The following is a 17,010-nucleotide window of genomic DNA, read 5'->3' as shown; positions in this document are numbered from 1 at the left end:
CGGCCGCCGCGCCGGACCTGGAGCCGGCGCGGTGGCGGAAACCGCAGGGCGAAGGCTCCTGATTCATGCCCCGCTGAGCGGGGCTAAGCGCCTCCCCCATTAGGATTTTGACATGCGAATTTCCGAGACCTCCTCCATTGCCGCCCCCAAGTCCCGGCGCACCCGCGCCGCGTCATTTGCCCCGGCTTTCTGCGGCGCACTGGCGACCCTTTCGGCCACCGCCCCGGCCCTGCTGGCGCCCACGGCCGCCCAGGCTCAATTCGTCTGCCAGGGCGCGGCCGGCGCCGACGGCGCTGTCGCCACCAACCCCGGCGCCGTGGCCTGCGGGACCAATTCGACGGCCAGCGGCGTCAACAGCAGCGCCGTCGGACCAACCGCCCAGGCGACGGGCGATTCCAGCACCGCGCATGGCCTGAACAGCGTCGCCAGCGGCCTGGAGAGCACGGCCGAGGGCTTCACCAGCCTGGCCAACGGGCGCGGCGCCAACGCCTTCGGCGGCCGCAACAAGGCAGGCGGAACCTTCTCCACCGCCGTCGGCTGGGCCAATACCGCGGGCGGCCTCGACTCCTTCGCGGGCGGCAACAAGTCGGTGGCGAGCGGCGTCTCGACGGTGGCCATCGGCGATGTGGCCCAGGCGACCGGCGACCTCAGCGTCGCCCTCGGAGCCCGCGCCACCGCCTCCGGCGCCAATTCCGTCGCCCTGGGCGCGGACTCGGTGGCGGGCGAAGCCAACACCGTCTCCGTGGGGTCGGCCACCGCCCAGCGCCGCATCACCAACGTCGCCGCCGGAACCTCGGCCAACGACGCGGCGACCTTCGGCCAGCTGCAGCAGACCTTCGGCCAGGTCCAGGCCGCCATCGGCGGGCTCCAGGGCCGGATCGACACCGTCAGCCGCCGCGCCGACGCCGGCACGGCCGGGGCCATGGCCATCGCCGGGCTTCCGCAGGCCTTCGCCCCCGGCAAGGGGATGATCGGCATGGCGGTCGGAACCTGGCGCAACGAGCAGGCCTACGCCATCGGCGCCTCGAAGGTGATCGGCGACAACACGGTCTTCAAGGCCGGCGCCAGCTTCGACAACCGCGGCACGGGCGGCGTGAACGCCGGCATCGGCTGGCAGTTCTGAGGCAGCCGATCGGCGCGGACGGAGAGAGGCGGCTCCTCCGCCCGCGCCGCCGCCGCCCCAAACTTGTCGCGGTGGGGAACCCGACGCGGTCAACGCCGCTTCGCCCCACGGAGTCAGTGAAGTGTTCCAGACCGGATTTGGCGTGACTCCACGAAGACGGCTGGAAATCGTGGGCTTAAACAGTGGTGAAAGATCCAGATCTCTACCAGACGATCGGCCGGCGTATCCGGTCCCGGCGTCGCCTGCTCGGCCTCACCCAGACCCAGGTCGCCGAGGCCTGCGGCGTGACCTTCCAACAGGTCCAGAAGTACGAGTCCGGCGCCAGCGCCTTCAGTGTCAGCCGGCTGGTGAAGCTCGCTCAGGCCCTGCAGCTTCCGCCCTCCGACCTGGTGGGACCGGTGACCGACTTCGGCTGAGCAGGACTTGGCGCCGGCGCCTGGGTGCGAACATTGCGCCGGACGGCGTCCAACAGGGCTAGACTGACGTTAGGGCCATCGCGGAAGGTCCGCGCCAGCAAACGTCAGGCCCTGTCAGGAAACGCCATGCCCGAAGCCCTCATCATCGACGCCGTCCGTACGCCCCGCGGGATCGGCAAGGTCGGCAAGGGCGCGCTCGCCGACCACCATCCCCAGCATCTGGGGGCGACGGTCCTGAGGGCGCTCGCCGAGCGGAACCACCTGAACACCGCCGAGGTGGACGACATCATCTGGGGCACCTCCTCCCAGCGCGGCAAGCAGGGCGGCGACCTCGGCCGGATGGCGGCGCTGGACGCCGGCTACGACGTTCGCGCCTCGGGCGTGACGCTGGACCGCTACTGCGGCTCCGGTATCACCGCGGTGAACCTGGCCGCGGCGCAGATCATGTCCGGCATGGAAGACCTGGTGATCGGCGGCGGCACCGAGATGATGTCCTACACCGCCTCCAGCGCGCCGCCGCGCGACCCCAACGCCGGCCCGATGCTGATGGACTCGGGCAACCTCTCGCTGCGCGCCAAGCACCCGCAGTCGCACCAGGGCGTCTGCGCCGACGCCATCGCGACGCTGGAAGGCATCTCCCGCGAGGCGCTGGACGAGCTCGCGCTGGTCAGCCAGCAGCGCGCCGACTACGCCATCAAGAACGGCCACTTCGACAAGTCGCTGACCCCGGTGTTCCGCGAGGACGGCTCGATCGCGCTCGACCGCGAGGAATTCCCCCGCCCGCAGACCACGATGGAGGGCCTCTCGGCGCTCAAGCCCTCATTCGAGGCCATGGCCAATGTGCCGCTGGACGAGAAGGGCACCACCTTCGCGGGCCTGATCAACCAGGTCTATCCGGACCTGAAGATCCAGCACTTCCACCATGCCGGCAATTCCTCGGGCGTGGTCGACGGCGCCGGCGCCGTGCTGCTCGCCTCCCCGGAATACGCCGCAAAGCACGGGCTGAAGGCCCGCGCCCGGGTGGTCGCCATGGCCAATGTCGGTGACAGCCCGACCCTGATGCTGAACGCCCCGGTGCCGGCCGCCCGCAAGGTGCTGGCCAAGGCCGGGCTCAGCGTCGAGGACATCGACCTCTGGGAGATCAACGAGGCCTTCTCGGTGGTCGCCGAGAAGTTCATCCGCGACCTCAAGCTCGACCGCGAGAAGGTCAACGTGAACGGCGGCGCCATGGCGCTCGGCCACCCGATCGGCGCCACCGGCGCGATCCTGATCGGCACCATGGTCGACGAGCTGGAGCGCCGCGGCCTGAAGCGTGGCCTGGTGACCATGTGCGCCGCCGGCGGCATGGCCCCGGCGATCATCATCGAGCGGGTCTAGGCCGGACCGAGCACCAGGTGGACGGCGCCTGAGGCGGTGCGGGCCAGCGCCCGCACGCCCAGCCGCCGCAGCGCCGCCTCGTCGATCCGGCCGGCGTCCTTGAGCGTGAGCAACAGCCGGCTCGGCGTGGTCTCCAGGGTGAGCAGGTTCGCCTCGCCCCCGACCGCGGCGGTCACCGCCGCGCGGTCAGGCTGCACCGCGAGCGGCAGCGGCGTCGAGGAAGCCTGCGGCGCAACGGCCGGCCCGCCCAGCTCGGCGCGGATCTCGCGGGCGACATCGTCGGCCTGTGGGCCCAGCACCACCTGCAGGTCCTGTTTCGACGGCCGCACCAACCCCCGCGCGCCGAGCGCCTTCAGGGCCGGCTCGTCCACCGCGTCCTGGTCGGCGACCACCAACCGCAGCCGGGTCGTGCAGGCCTCGACGGCCACGAGGTTCGCCGCCCCGCCGAGCGCCGTGATGAAGCCGCCCGCGCGGCTCCCTGTCACGGCGCCGGAGGCCGGAGCCGCCGTGACCGCCTCGTCCTCGCGGCCCGGGGTCTTCAGGTTGAAGCGGGCGATCACCCAGCGGAACACCCCATAATAGAGGGCGAAATAGGCCGCGCCGACCGGCAGCAGCAGCCAGGGCCGCGTCGCCTTGTTGAAGTTCAGCACATAGTCGAAGAGCCCGGCGGAGAAGCCGAAGCCGAGGCGCACGTGCAAGGCGTCCATCAAGGCCATGGAGGCGCCGGTGAGCAGCGCGTGCAGCCCATAGAGCGCCGGGGCCAGGAACATGAAGCTGAACTCGATCGGCTCGGTCACTCCGGTCAGGAGCGCGGTCAGGGCCAGCGACAGCAGCATGCCGCCCACCGCCTTGCGCCGGTCGGGCCTGGCGGCGTGGTACATGGCCAGGCACGCCGCCGGCAGGCCGAACATCATCACCGGGAAGAAGCCCGACATGAAGGCCCCGGCGCTGGGGTCGCCGGCCATGAAGCGGTTGAGGTCGCCGGTCGCCCCGTGGAAGTCGCCCAGGATGAACCAGGCGATGTTGTTGAGGATGTGGTGCATGCCGGTGACCAGCAACAGGCGGTTGAGCACGCCGTAGACAAACAGCCCGACGGGCCCGGCGGCCACCACCGCGCGGCTGAGGCTGTCCATGCCATGGTCGAGCGTCGCCCATCCGAGACCCACCACCAGCGCCAGGCCCAGCCCCGCGAAACCGCTGACGATCGGCACGAACCGGCGGCCGCCGAAGAACGCCAGGTAGTCCGGCAGCTTGATCGCCCCGAACCGGTTGAAGAAACCGCCGCCGATCAGGCCCGAGATGATGCCGATCGGCACCCCGAGCTTGGAGACCGCAGCATCCTTGAAGGCCGCCGTGGCGAGCGCCGCGCTCTTGCCGGTCAGGCCCGCCACCGCGTCGGCCGGGGCGCTCAGCAGCGCCTGGGCCCCATGGGTCGCCACCAGGTAGCAGACCACGCCGGCCAGGCCTGCGGCCCCGTCGGCGCCGCGCGCCAGGCCCACGGCGACCCCGATGGCGAACAGCAGGCCGAGGTTGTGGAAGATCGCGTCGCCCGCCGCGGCCATCAGCGGTCCGGCGATCGCCAGGCCCGGCACGAAGGCGAGGTCGGGCTGGCCCAGACGCAGCATCAGGCTGGCGGCCGGCAGCACGGCGATCGGCAACATCAGCGCCCGGCCGAGCGGCTGCAGGGCGCCGAGATCTAGGCGGAAGGGGCTGGGCATGAGGCGGCTCCGAGGACGGGCGGCGTCGGGTCTTGGAGGTTGGCGGTCAGGGCGCGCACCGCCGCCGCGGAGGTCTCGGCGCAGGCCCGCGCCGCCAGGTCCCGGCAGGCGGCGGCGTCGAGCGTGCGGATCAGCGCCTTGACCTCCGGGATCATGGCCGGCGCGGCGGAGAGTTCCGTGACCCCCAGGCCGATCAGGATCGGCACGGCGGCAAGGTCGGAAGCGAGGCCGCCGCAGACCGCCACCGGTCGTCCCTTGGCCCGCGCGCCCTCGGCCGCCTGGCCGATCAGGCGCAGCACCGCCGGATGCAAGGCGTCCACCTGGCCGGCCAGGGTCGGATTCCCCCGGTCCATGGCCAGCGCATATTGCGCGAGGTCGTTGGTGCCGATCGACAGGAAATCGGCGTGGGCGGCGATCAGGTCGGCGGTAACCGCCGCGGCCGGGGTCTCGATCATCACGCCCAGCGCCACGGGTGCGTCCAGGCCCAGCTCGGCCCGGACCTCATCGACCAGGACACGGACGGCCAGGAGCTCGGACAGGCTCGCCACCATCGGGACCATGATCCGGCACTGGCCGGCCGGCCGGACGCCCAGGATGGCGCGCACCTGGGTCTTCAAGAGCTCGGGGCGGCTGAGGCTGACCCGCACGCCGCGCAGGCCGAGCGCCGGGTTCTCCTCCGCCGGCAGGGCGAGATAGGGCGCGGGCTTGTCGCCGCCCACGTCGAGGGTCCGGACCACCACCGGCAGGCCCGCCAGGGCGTCGGCCACCGCCTGATACTGCCGGGTCTGTTCGGCCTCGTCCGGCGCGGTCTGGCGGTCCAGGAACAGGAACTCGGTGCGCAGCAGGCCGCAGCCTTCCGCGCCGTTCTCCGCGGCGGCCCGCGCCTCGGCGGGCGAGCCGACATTGCCCCGCACCTCGATGCGGACGCCGTCGAGGGTTACGCAAGGCTCCATGGCCGCCGCGCCCACCAGCGCCTTGCGCGCGCCCTGCGCGGCGATCCGCGCCTTGGCCGCCTTGACCTGTGCGGCATCGGGCGCGGCGATCAGCAGGCCCGCGTCGCCGTCGAGGATGACCCGTCGCCCGGCCTGCGTCACCAGGACGCCCGGCCCCGCGGCGACCACCGCCGGAATGCCCATGGCCGCGGCGATGACCGCCACGTGCGAGGTCGGCCCGCCGCGCGCGGTGCAGAGGCCCGCGATCTGCGCCGCCTCCAGGCCGATCAGGTCCGAGGGCATCAGGTCGTCGGCCAGCAGGATGGCGCCGGGCGGCAGCTCGACGGCGGCGGCGCGGTCGCCGCTGAGCTCCAGCAGCACCTGGCGCTGCAGGTCGGTGAGGTCCGCGGCCCGCTCGGCCAGCCGCGCGTCGCCCAGACCCTGAAGCGTCTCGACGCTGCGCCCAACGATATCGCGCCAGGCCACGCCGGCGCTCGCCCCGCTGGCGATCGTCCCGCGGGTGGCGGTGAGCAGTTCCTCATCCTCGAGCATGGAGACATGCGCCTCCAGCACCGCGCGGCGGTCTCCGCCCAGGGCCGCAGCGCGCGTCTTGAGGCGGACGGCCACCGCGGCCACGGCGGCGTCGAACTTCGCGGTCTCCTCGGCGACGCCCGCACTGGTCTCGTCCACGCGGACCGGCGCGGCCGTGAGATGCGCCGCGACGCCCATCGCAAACCCGGGGGCGGCCCGAACGCCGGCGATGACGCCCGGCCCCGCGTTGGCCGGCGCCGCGGACGGCGGCGCATGAACCTCGACGGGGGCCGGCGCGCCGTTGATCTGGCGCTCGACGATATCGGCCAGGGCGGCGAGCGCAGCCTCGGCATCGCGGCCGCGGGCCGTCAGCATGACCTCGTCGCCGGCCCGCACCCCGAGGCTCATCAGGGCGACCATGTTGCGGGCGTTGGCCGTGCGGCCGCCCAGCGACATCTCGACCGTCGCGGCGCGCCGCTTGACCTCGGTGGCGATCAGCGCGGCCGGCCGGGCGTGCAGCCCGTGGGCATGGGTGATCCTGAGGCGCCGCGACAGCGCCTCGGCCTGCGCCTGCCCCGGCGCCGCCGCGGCGTCGGCGAGAGGCGTCAGCTCCAGGATCGGCTCCCCCGCCACGACCTCGCCGGCGGGCCGCCGCCAGGCGATGGCGAAGGCGTCTGTGTTGGTAAGCACGATCGGGGTCATCACGCTGGGCGCCGCGCGGGCCAGGCGATCGAGGTCGAAACTGATCAGGCGATCGCCGGTCCGCACGGCCTGGCCGTCCTGCACGTGGACCTCGAAGCCCTCGCCGCCCAGCGCCACGGTGTCGAGGCCGATATGGATCAGGATCTCCGCCCCGCCTGTCGCCCGCAGCGTCACCGCGTGGCGGGCATGGTGGACCTTGATGACCTCGCCGTCGCAGGGCGCGACGATCGCCTCCCCGGTCGGGTCGATGGCGATCCCGTCGCCGATCATGCCGCCGGCGAACACCGGGTCGGGGACCTCCGCCAGGGGCGCGGCCCAGCCGGCGACGGGGGCCAGGAGCTTCAGCGTCGTCACGGCTTTCCGCCGGCGAGCTGCACCCAGTCCACCGCCAGCGTCGGGTCGAAGCCGGCGGAGGTGTAGGTGAAGCAAAGGTCGTGGCGACCGGTCCGCGCCGGCAGGGGCAAGGTCAGGGTCGCACGGCCGCCGACTTCGCCCGCGGGCAGGGCCATCACCGCGATCGGGTCGGCGGCGCAGCTGTCCTGGCGCACCTCCAGCTCGCCGCCCGGCTGGCGGGGTGGGCGCACGATGGCGGTGTTGTGGCCGGCGTCGAGGGCGAAGTTAAAGGACAGCCGGGCGAGCGCCACGGTCACTTGGTCGACGCCGGTCAGGTCCGCGGCGGGATAGATCCAGCAGCGGTCCTGCGGATTGACCAGATAGGTCGGCCCGTCGCCCGGCCCGCTCCGCGCGCCCTCGAGGTTCAGCGCCAGGCCCGGGTTGCAGAGCCGCAGTTGCTGGCTCGTGCGATGGCGGATCGCCGCGGCGTCCAGCCTGGCGTCGGCCACGGGACCGGCTGCGGCCCCGTCCAGCACCGCGACCGCCCGCACCCGCGCAGGCAGGCTGAGCGGGAAGGGCTGGTCGTAGCGGCTCGCCGCCGGTCCGGGCTCGGAGCCGTCGGTCGTGTAGCGGATCTCGCCGGTCTCGAGCTGCGAGGTCAGGGCCACGGTCGCCTCCCCGGCCTTTGCGCCGGGCGAGCCGTCGATGGTCACCGAGGTCACGACGGGGTTGGCGGCGATCCCGAGCGCGGCGTAGCGGCCGAACTGGGCGGGCAGGCGGCGGGCGAAACTGGCCCAATCTCGCCGCTCGGGCGCCGACCAGGCGACCTCAGCCACCGCGGCGGCGCGTGGGAAGGCCATGGCCTCCAACTGCCGGTCGGTGCGGATATGCTCCGTCCACAGATTACCCTGCAGGCCCAGCAGATGGCGCGTGGCTTCCGGCGTCAGCGGCGCCGGCAAGGGGTTGAAGCCATAGACGTCGCGCAGCCGCACGGTGAACCCGCGGCCCGGCGGGCTCGACAGGCCCGCGGCCTGCTGGTTGTCGAAGTAGAGCCAAGGCGCCGGCGCCAGGATCGCGTCGTGGCCCTTGCCTGCGGCGGTCACCGCCCCGTCGATCCCGTGCCAGGACATGACGACGGCGTCGCCCGGCAGGGCGCCGGCGGCCAGGATCTCGTCCCAGCCGACCAGGCGGCGGCCATGCGCCTCGAGGAAGGTCGCGATCTTGCCAGTGAAGTCGGCTTGCAGCGCGGCGGCCTCGGTCTGACCCAGCGCCTGCAACCGCGCCTGGGCGGCCGGCGCGGCGTTCCAGCGCTCCTTGGACACCTCGTCGCCGCCGACGTGGATGTAGCGGCCCGGGAACAGCGCCATCACCTCGGTCAGGACGTCCTGCAGGAAGCCGAAGGTGGCGTCGTCGACGTTGTAGAGGTTCGGGAGGATGCCCCACTTGCTCTGGCTGGCCGGGTCCGGCGGCGCGCCGGCGCCGAACTGCGGATAGGCCAGCAGCGCCGAGACCGCGTGCCCCGGCATCTCGATCTCCGGCACGATGGCGACATGCCGGGCCTCGGCGTAGCGCACGACCTCGCGCACCTGGGCCTGGGTGTAGAAGCCGCCGTAGCGGGCGCCTGAAGGCTCGGCGTCCGGCGATCCCGGCGCGGGCGTGCGCCAGGCGCCGACCTCGGTCAGCTTGGGGTATTTGCGGATCTCCAGGCGCCAGCCCTGGTCGTCGGTCAGGTGCCAGTGCAGGACGTTCAGCTTACTGAGCGCCATGGCGTCGATGATCCGCTCGATCTCGGCGGGCGGTTGGAAGTGGCGCGCCGAGTCGATCATCAGCCCGCGCCAGGCGAACTGCGGCCGGTCCTCGATATGCACCGCCGGAATGATCGCCGCGCCGCGCTGGTCGGTCGCGGTCAGGAGCTGCCAGAGCGTCACCGCGCCGTAGAACAGCCCAGCGTCACTGGTCGCAGAGATGCGCGCCTGGCTCGTCCCAACGTCGAGGGCGTAGGCCTCGGCGTCGAGGCCGCGGCGGCGGGCGAGGACGATGGCGGGACCGGTGGTCGGCGGCCGCTGGCCCACGGCGACCTTCAAGTTGAGACCTCGTGTCCGAAGGGCAAGCTCGCTCAGATAGCGCGCCACGCCCAGCGCGGCCGCGTCGCCCGAGGGCGCGAAGATCGTCTCGCCATCGGCGATGGTCACCGGCGCCGGGTCCGCCGAGGCCGCGACCGACAGCGGCGCGGGGATGACGTTGACCTGCGGCGCGGGGGCCTGGCCGAGCGCCACGCCGGGCGCGCCCAGCCACAGCGCCAGGATCGCCGCGAGGCCTGGGCGCGAGGCCCTAGCCATGCACCGCGCGGCCTGGCAGGGCGTCGCCCGGAGCCGAGGCGGCCTCCCCGCCGATCCAGGTGTCGAGCACCTGCAAGCCCTCGTCGAGCAGCACCAGGTCGCCGCGATAGCCCGGCGCGATGCGGCCCATGACGTCGCCGAGGCCGAGGAACTCCGCCGGGTTGCGGCTCGCCATCCGCGAGGCCTCGGCCAGGCTGAGGCCCAACAAAGAGACCGCGTTGCGCACGGCGCCCGCCATGTCGAGGTCCGAGCCGGCCAGCGTCCCGTGCTCGTCGACGCAGACCCCGTCCTTCACCGCGATGGTCTTGCCCTGGAGGACGAAGGAGACGCTGTCGGAGCCGACCGAGGGCATGGCGTCGGTGATCAGGATGAAGCGGTCGAGCGGCTTGCAGCGCAGGGCCACCCGCAGGACCACCGGATCGACGTGGTGGCCGTCGACGATGATGCTGCACCAGCTCGCGGCGTCCTCGAGCGCGGCGCCGACCACGCCCGGTTCGCGGCTGGTGAGCGGGGCCATGGCGTTGAAGAGGTGGGTGAAGCCCGAAAGCCCGCGGTCGAGCGCCGAGCGGACCGTGGCGTAGCTGGCGTTGGTGTGGCCGGCCGAGACCACCACGCCGGCCGCGACCAGCCGGCCGATCATTTCCGGATTGGTGGTCTCCGGCGCGAGGGTCACCAGGGTGCGGCCGGCCTTCAGCGAGGTGAGCAGCTCGAACGCCGCCTCGTCGATGCGCCGCAGCTTGCTGAGCTCGTGGATGCCCTTGCGCTTGGGGTTGAGGAACGGGCCCTCGATGTGGACACCGAGCACGCCCGGCACGCCGCCAGCGATCGCGGCCTGGACGCCGGCGATGGCCGCCTCGACCGCCGGCAGCTCGTCGCTGATCAGGGTCGGCAGGAAGCCGGTCGTGCCGAACCGGCGGTGCGCCCGGCCGATGGCCGCGATGGTCTTTGCGGTCGGCGCGTCGTTGAACAGAGCTCCGCCGCCGCCATTGACCTGGATGTCGATGAACCCCGGCAGCAGCAGGCCGCCCGCCAGGTCGTGCGGCCGCGCGTTGGCGGCCACCTCGTCGGCGGGTCCGACCGCGGCGATGCGGCCGCCGCTCAGCCGCACCGCGAGGCCATGGGCGAGCCCCTGGTCGGTCATCACCCGGCCGTTGACGAGCGCGACATCCATCAGGTCGTCTCGGTGACTTTTGAGAGATGGGGCGGGCGGTCCGGATCGAAGCCGCGCTCGACGGCCAGCTCGCAGACCATGCGGTAGAAGCCCTGCACGAAGACGATCGGCTCCAGCACCGGATGGGCCTTGGGTGCCGGCATCCGCACCACGCCCTTCTGATCCGCCCCGCCGACCTTCATCACGTCGGCGCCCTGGTCGACGCAGGCCGCGATGGCGGCCTCGACGCCCGGGCGGGTTTCGTCGTCCTGGGCGAAGGCCAGGATCGGGAAGCCGGGCCCGACGAGGGCCATGGGGCCGTGCCGCACCTCGGCGGTGCTGAACGCCTCGGCGTGCAGGCCGCAGGTCTCTTTGAACTTGAGCGCCGCTTCCTGGGCGATCCCGAAACCGACGCCGCGGCCCAGCACATAGAGCCCCCGCGCCCCGATCAGCCGCGCCGGGGCCGCCGTCCACGGCCGCTTCCAGGCCGAGGCGAGCAGGTCGGGCAGGCGCTCCAGGGCCGCCAGCAGGGTCGCATCCTCGAGCCAGTAGGCGGCGAGCTGCGCCGTCGCCGAGAGGGCGGCGATATAGGACTTGGTCGCCGCGACGCTGAGCTCGGGCCCGGCGCGAAGCGGGATGGTCAGGTCGGCCTGGGCCGCCAGCGGCGAGGCCTCGTCATTGACCAGCGCCACCACCAGCCCACCGGCCGCCGAGGCGGCCTGGGCGGCGGCGAGCAGGTCGGGGCTGCGGCCGGACTGGGAGATCACCAGGCAGAGCATACCCTGCATGCCGGGCGACGCATCATAGACCGAGCTCACCGAGGGCGCGGCGGACGAGGTCATCACCCCGAGCCGGGTTTCGATCAGGTAGCGGGCGAAGGTCGCGGCATGGTCGGAACTGCCGCGCCCGAAGGTCACCACCGCCCGCGGCGGCGAGGCCCGCAGGCGCTCGGCCAGGGCCTGGACGATGGGCGCGTTGGCGGCCAGTTGCGCGCGGACCATGTCCGGCGCCTCGGCGGCCTCGCGGAACATGCGCGTGGCGCCGGCCGTCAGGGCAGGCGCCGCCGTGGGCTCGGACGGACGCTTCGGACTCAACGCGATCTCTCCCGGAGCCATTCAGGACGCCGAGGTGTTGAGCTCGGCCACGAAGTCATAGGCGTCGCCGCGATAGTAGGACTTGGTGACCTCCACGGGACGGCCGTCCTTGAGGAAGCCGCGCCGCTCGATCAGCAGTCCCGGCGCCCCGTCCTCGATCCCCATCAGCTTGGCCCGCTCGCCGGTGAAGAGGATCGCCCGCAGTCGCTGCAGCGCCCGGGCCGGCCGGGAGGACTGCTGGTCGAGGGCCTCGTAGAGCGACTCGCCCACCGCCATTTCGCTGGCCAGGCAGAAGCCCGGCACCGTCGAATATTCCAGGGCCATCGGCTCGCCGTCGGCATAGCGGATGCGGTTGAAGCGATAGACGACGCTGCCCGGGCTCAAGCCGAGGGTCAGGGCTTCCTCGGGCGTGACCGTGCCGGACGAGCGGCTGAGCCAGACGCTCTCGGGCCGCCGTCCGCGCGAGATCATGTCCTCCGAAAAGGAGGACAGCTTGGAGAAGCTCTTCTCGACCCGGGTCTCGCCGCGGGCGGTGACGAAGGTGCCTGCGCCTTGCCGGCGGGTCAGCATCCCCTCGCCCACAAGCGCGTCGAGCGCCTTGCGCACCGTAATCCGCGAGATGCCGAACTCCTCGGCCAACTCGCGCTCCGGCGGCAGCGCCTCGTCAGCGGCCAGCCGGTTGTCTTCGATGGCGTCGCGAAGCGCGCGCTGCAGCTGTTGATACAGCGGCGCACGGTTCTGTTCGCTTAGACCGCCGACGAGTTGGGAGAACGACGTCAAGACCTGTCCTCTAGCTGGCTGCGCTTTCCGTAAAGGCGCCGCTCACGTTGTGCCACACGACAATACCATTTGCATATCAATAATTGATTGGTCTTCAAGCGGATCGCATTTGGGCTTGCGTTACGGCGTAAGATGGTGACAACTTCGCGACGAGAGTGGTTGTGGTCTGCCAGTTGGCTGGCTGCGGCCGGTCATATTGGTCTCTAAATGGACTTGTGACTGCAACGGATGCCAACGAGCGCATAGGGGGGAGAAGAGCCATGAATGTACGCAGGCGTATTCTAATCGGTTCAGTCAGTGCAGTCGCCTTGGTCTGCGGAACAGCCGCGCCGGCCTTCGCCGCCGATTCGAACACGGTGGGCGAAGTTGTCGTCACCGGTATCCGCGAGTCGCTGGAAAAAGCGCTCCAGATCAAGCGGTCCAGCGACAACCACGTCGAGGTGATCTCCTCCGACGACATCGGCAAGCTCCCCGACAAGAACGTCGCCGACGCCCTGCAGCGGATGCCCGGCGTCAACACCACCTCGGCGGCCAGCGGCGAAGGCGGCTTCGACGAGAACGACCGCGTGTCGATCCGCGGCACCTCCCCCAGCCTGACCCAGGTGACGATCAACGGCCATTCCGTGTCCACCGGCGACTGGTTCATCCTCGACCAGTTCTCCACCGTCGGCCGCAGCGTGAGCTTCACCCTGCTGCCCGCCGAAATGGTCCAGACGACCCAGGTCTATAAGACCCAGGACGCCTCGCTGCTCGAAGGCGGCGTCGCGGGCGCGGTGGACATCGTCACCCGCCGGCCGCTGGACCTGCACCAGCCGCTGACCTTCCAGGGCTCGCTGCAGGGCGTCTACAACTCGCTCACCAAGTCGACCAAGCCGCAGGTCAGCGGTCTGGTCTCCTGGCAGAACCCGACCGGCACCTTCGGCGTCCTGGCGCAGGGCTTCTACGAAGACCGCAGCGTCCAACGCTACGGCCAGGAGACCCTCGGCTACACCCAGATCTCCAGCGCCATGCAGACCGGGATCAGCCATCCCGAGCTGATCGGCGTCTGGGCGCCGACGCTCATCGGCTCAACGCTCTTCCAGCAGGAACGCAAGCGCAAGGGCGGCGATATCAGCGTGCAGTGGCGGCCCAACGACCGCGTGGAGCTGCGCTTCGACGGCTTCTATTCGAAGCTCGACGCCACGAACCACAACGACAACTACATGTACTGGGGCTCCAACGAGCTCAACAACAACTCGCCGACCGCCTTCACGGTCGCCAACCAGACCCTGACCTCGGCGAGCTTCCCGCTGAACGGGCCGGCCGGCACGCCGGTGAACGGCCTGGTGGTCGACAACATCATCCGGCCCAACGCCAGCGGCGAGAGCTACTACTACAACCTCGACGGCGACTTCAAAGCCACCGACAACCTGACCTTCAAGGCGCAAATCGGCTACACCCACGGGGTCGGCAACACGCCCACCGAGCCGGCCTTCGAAGTCGATGGCGCGACGGCGATCTCCTACGCCCCCTCCGGCAACGGCTGGGCGGTGAAGACCGCCAACATCAACCCCCTGAGCCCGGCGGGCCTGTCCAACGACTGGGCCTGGAACGAGACCTTCAACTCCGTCGACAAGGAGATCTACGGCAAGGTCGACGGCGACTGGGTTGTCGATCACGGGCCCTTCAAGGATGTGCTGTTCGGCGTGCGCTACGCCGACCACACCCGCAAGGTGGACGGCTGGGACCGCGGCTGCACCCTGGGCGCCGACGGCCAGTGCTGGACGTCGCCCACGATGCCCTTCTCGGCCACCAACCCGACGCAGTATCCGAGCGGCTTCAACTCGGGCGCGCTCGGCGTCCCGGGCCTGCTGATCCCGATCGCCGGGGATCCCGACAGGATCGTCTCGATCCTGAACGGCATCCACGACGGGGTGCACGGACCCATCTCGTCGATCAACACGCCGCAGAACTACTACTGGCCGGGCGCCTTCAAGGTCAGCGAGAAGGACTGGGCCGCCTATGCGATGGCCAAGGTCGGCGGCGAAGGCTGGCGCGGCAACATTGGCGTCCGCGTCGTCCAGACCAAGGAGAACGCCTTCGTCAACGTCTCCGACCCGGCGGGCACCCATGCGGGCGATATCACCAGCTCGGCCTACGGCCCCTACTACGTGGCCAACGTCAGCCATACGTACACGGACTTCCTGCCCAGCCTGAACCTGACCTTCGACGTGGCCGAGAACGTCTTCCTGCGGATGTCGGCGGCCGAGACCATGTCGCGGCCCGACTTCAGCGCGCTCGGCGGCACCGTCTCGCTGACCGACACCACGCTGACCGGCAACGGCGGCAACCCGAACCTGCGGCCCATCAAGGCCGCGGTCTATGACGCGGCTCTGGAATGGTATTACGCCCCGACCTCGATCGCCGCGGTCAGCGTCTTCTACCAGGACCTCTCGTCCTACGTGAGCTTCGGGGTCGCGCCGGCCACCTACTTCAGCCAGTTCTACAACGCCTTCAAAACCTACCAGGTCTCCTCGCCGGTCAACACCAGCGGCGAGGTCAAGGGCGTCGAACTGCAGATCCAGCAGCCGCTGCCCTACAACTTCGGCTTCCAGGCCAACGCCACCTACGTCGACTCCCACGACGCCGACGGCAATCCCCTGGTCGGCACCTCGCGGTACACCGCCAACGTGGTCGGCTACTACGAAGCCCACGGTCTCAGCGCGCGCCTCGCCTACACCTACCGCTCGCACTTCTTCGTCGGCCTCGACCGCAGCGCCGCTGAGAACCAGGACAACTTCGGCCAGCTGGACGGCTCGATCAGCTACCGGATCAACAAGAACATCGAGCTGACGCTGGACGCTCTGAACATCTCCAACAACAAGCTGAAATACTACGCGCTGAACAAGAGCCAGCCCCGCGCGGTCTATGACAACGGCTCGCAGGTCTTCTTCGGCCTTCGGGTCCGCTACTAAGCCAAACCCTCACCTTCCCCGAGGAGGGCGACTAAGGCGGAGCGACGAAAGTCGCTCCGCTTTTCTTTGCGCTAGGCGTAGCCGAAGCGGCGGACCCAGGGCTCCAGGGCCGGCAGGACGGGCGCGAGCTGATCCACATAGGCGCGCCAGCGCCCGACCCCCTTGGCGTTGAGGCCGGCGCGGACCTGCGGCGCGCTCGGCGTGCGGACCGCCCGGCGGTTCGCCGTAGCGGCGACGTCGGTCATCCCCGGTTCGGGCGCGAGGTCCAGGAACCGGCAAATCTCCGCCAAGCCGCTCGCGAAGTCGGCGATCAGGGCCTCGTGGCGGACCTCCAGGACCTTGAGCGGCAGCATGGCCCGATACCGCTCGGCGAGCGCCATGCCGGCGGCGTAGCAGGCGGCGGCCTCGGCCAGGTCGGTGAAGGCGTAGGTCATGGCGTTGAGCTGGAAATTGTTGCGCAGGCAGCTCAGCGTCACGTCGCGCGGGTCGCGCACGGCGAACAGGATCCGGGCTTCGGGGAACAGCTTGGCGACCAGCGGCAGGTCGACCGTGCCGGCGGGGGCCTTGTCGAGGAACAGCTTCCCCGCCGGGTCGACGCCGTGCGCGGCGACCTCGGCCCAGTAACGGACGCGCCAGGGTGCGGCCTGCGCCGGCGACAGGGTCGCCAGCCGCGCCAAGCCCTGCGGAGAGCTCATGAATTCGGCGTGCGCGGCGGCCAGCGTCGGCGCTTCTTCGAGGGCCACGACGCCGGAATGGCCGGCCAGCGCCTGCTCCAGGAGCGTGGTGCCGGAGCGCGGGAAGCCGACCAGGAAGGCGTGCGCGCTCGCCTCACCGCGCACCGGCGTGGCGGCCGGAGCTGTGCGCCAGGGTGCGGCGTCGGCTGACCGGAACCAGGTCTCGATCCGTTCGAACCGCGCGACCGCGCGCTCGCGGGACCGGGCCCGTTCCGCGAACAGCTCGCGCTGGATCGCCTTGCCCGCGACGGCGGCCTCGAAGGCCTCGGGAAAGCGGCCCAGCGCATCCAAGGCGTCGGACAGCATCAGCTGCGCATCCGCCCGTTGCTCGCCGCCGAGGCGCGGATCGGCGCAGAGGGCGGCAAGCTGCTCCCGCGCCGCCGCCGCATCGCCTCGCCCGTAGGCCACGCGCGCGCCGATCCAGGCCAGCCCCGGCGCATCGGGATGCCGCGCCCGCAGCGGCGCCGCCCGGCGCTCGGCCTCGTCCCAATCGCCCGCCTGCATGGCGATGAGCGCCAAGTTGAAGGCGGCCTCGTACCGGTCCGGTTCGCGATCCAGGGCTTGGCGATAGAGCGCCGTGGCCTCGTCCAGCCGTCCGAACCCCTGCAGGACCCGCGCCTTGCCGCACAGCAGATCCGGCGCATCGGGCGCGATCGCCAGCGCGGCGTCCCAGCCGGCCAGGGCCTCCTCGAACCGTCCCGCCCGGCGCAGGGCTTCCAAGGCGTCGAAATCGGGAATCGGGGTGTCTCCGGCGCCGGTCCTGGCGGCCCCGCGATCCTAGCCTCGCCGCCCCGGGGTGTCTCGAAATTGGGGCGGCGATTGACGCA

Annotated in this window: 11 protein-coding genes; 4 read left to right on the top strand and 7 right to left on the bottom strand. The window is 71.3% G+C overall.

Annotated elements, in window-relative coordinates:
• Positions 1-112 precede the first annotated feature (112 nt).
• The 3 genes from ACESMY_RS10545 (at position 113) to ACESMY_RS10535 (ending at position 2,916) form a co-directional block, all read left to right on the top strand.
• A complete protein-coding gene (locus ACESMY_RS10545; protein WP_372784543.1) occupies positions 113-1,123 on the top strand; it encodes a YadA family autotransporter adhesin in 1,011 nt (336 codons plus the stop codon).
• A 185-nt stretch (positions 1,124-1,308) separates the two neighbouring features.
• Entirely contained in the window at positions 1,309-1,539 is a 231-nt protein-coding gene (locus ACESMY_RS10540; protein WP_372784542.1) for a helix-turn-helix domain-containing protein, read from the top strand.
• 126 nt (positions 1,540-1,665) lie between these two features.
• Positions 1,666-2,916, top strand: a complete 1,251-nt coding sequence (locus tag ACESMY_RS10535; protein WP_372784541.1) for an acetyl-CoA C-acetyltransferase — start codon at positions 1,666-1,668, stop codon at positions 2,914-2,916.
• Here ACESMY_RS10535 and nagE read toward each other — a convergent pair.
• The 6 genes from nagE to ACESMY_RS10505 all read right to left on the bottom strand — a co-directional run bounded on the left by nagE (position 2,913) and on the right by ACESMY_RS10505 (position 12,495).
• The gene (gene nagE, locus ACESMY_RS10530; RefSeq protein WP_372784540.1) at positions 2,913-4,634 is read right to left on the bottom strand and encodes an N-acetylglucosamine-specific PTS transporter subunit IIBC; all 1,722 of its coding nucleotides are present in this window, start codon (positions 4,632-4,634) and stop codon (positions 2,913-2,915) included. The genes ACESMY_RS10535 and nagE overlap by 4 nt on opposite strands.
• Positions 4,613-7,153 carry a phosphoenolpyruvate--protein phosphotransferase gene (ptsP, locus tag ACESMY_RS10525; protein WP_372784539.1) on the bottom strand — a complete coding sequence of 847 codons (2,541 nt, stop codon included), beginning with the start codon at positions 7,151-7,153 and terminating at the stop codon, positions 4,613-4,615. The genes nagE and ptsP overlap by 22 nt, the downstream gene beginning before the upstream one ends.
• Positions 7,150-9,471 (bottom strand): family 20 glycosylhydrolase, encoded by a 2,322-nt coding sequence (locus tag ACESMY_RS10520; protein WP_372784538.1) that lies wholly within the window; start codon positions 9,469-9,471, stop codon positions 7,150-7,152. The genes ptsP and ACESMY_RS10520 overlap by 4 nt, the downstream gene beginning before the upstream one ends.
• Positions 9,464-10,642, bottom strand: coding sequence for an N-acetylglucosamine-6-phosphate deacetylase (nagA, locus tag ACESMY_RS10515; RefSeq protein WP_372784537.1), 1,179 nt, complete (start codon positions 10,640-10,642; stop codon positions 9,464-9,466). The genes ACESMY_RS10520 and nagA overlap by 8 nt, the downstream gene beginning before the upstream one ends.
• Entirely contained in the window at positions 10,642-11,652 is a 1,011-nt protein-coding gene (locus ACESMY_RS10510) for an SIS domain-containing protein (RefSeq protein WP_372784575.1), read from the bottom strand. Before ACESMY_RS10510 ends, nagA begins: the two co-directional genes overlap by 1 nt.
• An 84-nt stretch (positions 11,653-11,736) precedes the next feature.
• Positions 11,737-12,495, bottom strand: a complete 759-nt coding sequence (locus ACESMY_RS10505; RefSeq protein WP_372784536.1) for a GntR family transcriptional regulator — start codon at positions 12,493-12,495, stop codon at positions 11,737-11,739.
• Positions 12,496-12,851: 356 nt separating this feature from the next.
• Here ACESMY_RS10505 and ACESMY_RS10500 point away from each other — a divergent pair, with 356 nt between their 5' ends.
• Positions 12,852-15,449: a TonB-dependent receptor gene (locus tag ACESMY_RS10500; RefSeq protein WP_372784535.1), complete on the top strand. Its 2,598-nt coding sequence runs from the start codon at positions 12,852-12,854 to the stop codon at positions 15,447-15,449.
• 71 nt (positions 15,450-15,520) lie between these two features.
• Here the strand turns inward: ACESMY_RS10500 and ACESMY_RS10495 are convergent, their stop codons facing one another.
• Entirely contained in the window at positions 15,521-16,903 is a 1,383-nt protein-coding gene (locus ACESMY_RS10495) for a sulfotransferase (protein WP_372784534.1), read from the bottom strand.
• Positions 16,904-17,010: the final 107 nt, after the last annotated feature.

It is taken from the genome of Phenylobacterium sp. (assembly GCF_041691455.1).
Taxonomy (GTDB): Bacteria; Pseudomonadota; Alphaproteobacteria; order Caulobacterales; family Caulobacteraceae; genus Phenylobacterium.
Note: the sequence above shows the minus strand (reverse complement) of the source record. Positions and strands in the feature narration are given on the sequence as shown.

Bases quoted from the DNA above. Each gene is read 5' to 3' on its own strand.
- ACESMY_RS10510 (WP_372784575.1), bottom strand. From the start codon at position 11,652: ATGTTCCGCGAGGCCGCCGAGGCGCCGGACATGGTCCGCGCGCAACTG.
- ACESMY_RS10545 (WP_372784543.1), top strand. From the start codon at position 113: ATGCGAATTTCCGAGACCTCCTCCATTGCCGCCCCCAAGTCCCGGCGC.
- nagA (WP_372784537.1), bottom strand. From the start codon at position 10,642: ATGGATGTCGCGCTCGTCAACGGCCGGGTGATGACCGACCAGGGGCTC.
- nagE (WP_372784540.1), bottom strand. From the start codon at position 4,634: ATGCCCAGCCCCTTCCGCCTAGATCTCGGCGCCCTGCAGCCGCTCGGC.
- ACESMY_RS10520 (WP_372784538.1), bottom strand. From the start codon at position 9,471: ATGGCTAGGGCCTCGCGCCCAGGCCTCGCGGCGATCCTGGCGCTGTGG.
- ACESMY_RS10535 (WP_372784541.1), top strand. From the start codon at position 1,666: ATGCCCGAAGCCCTCATCATCGACGCCGTCCGTACGCCCCGCGGGATC.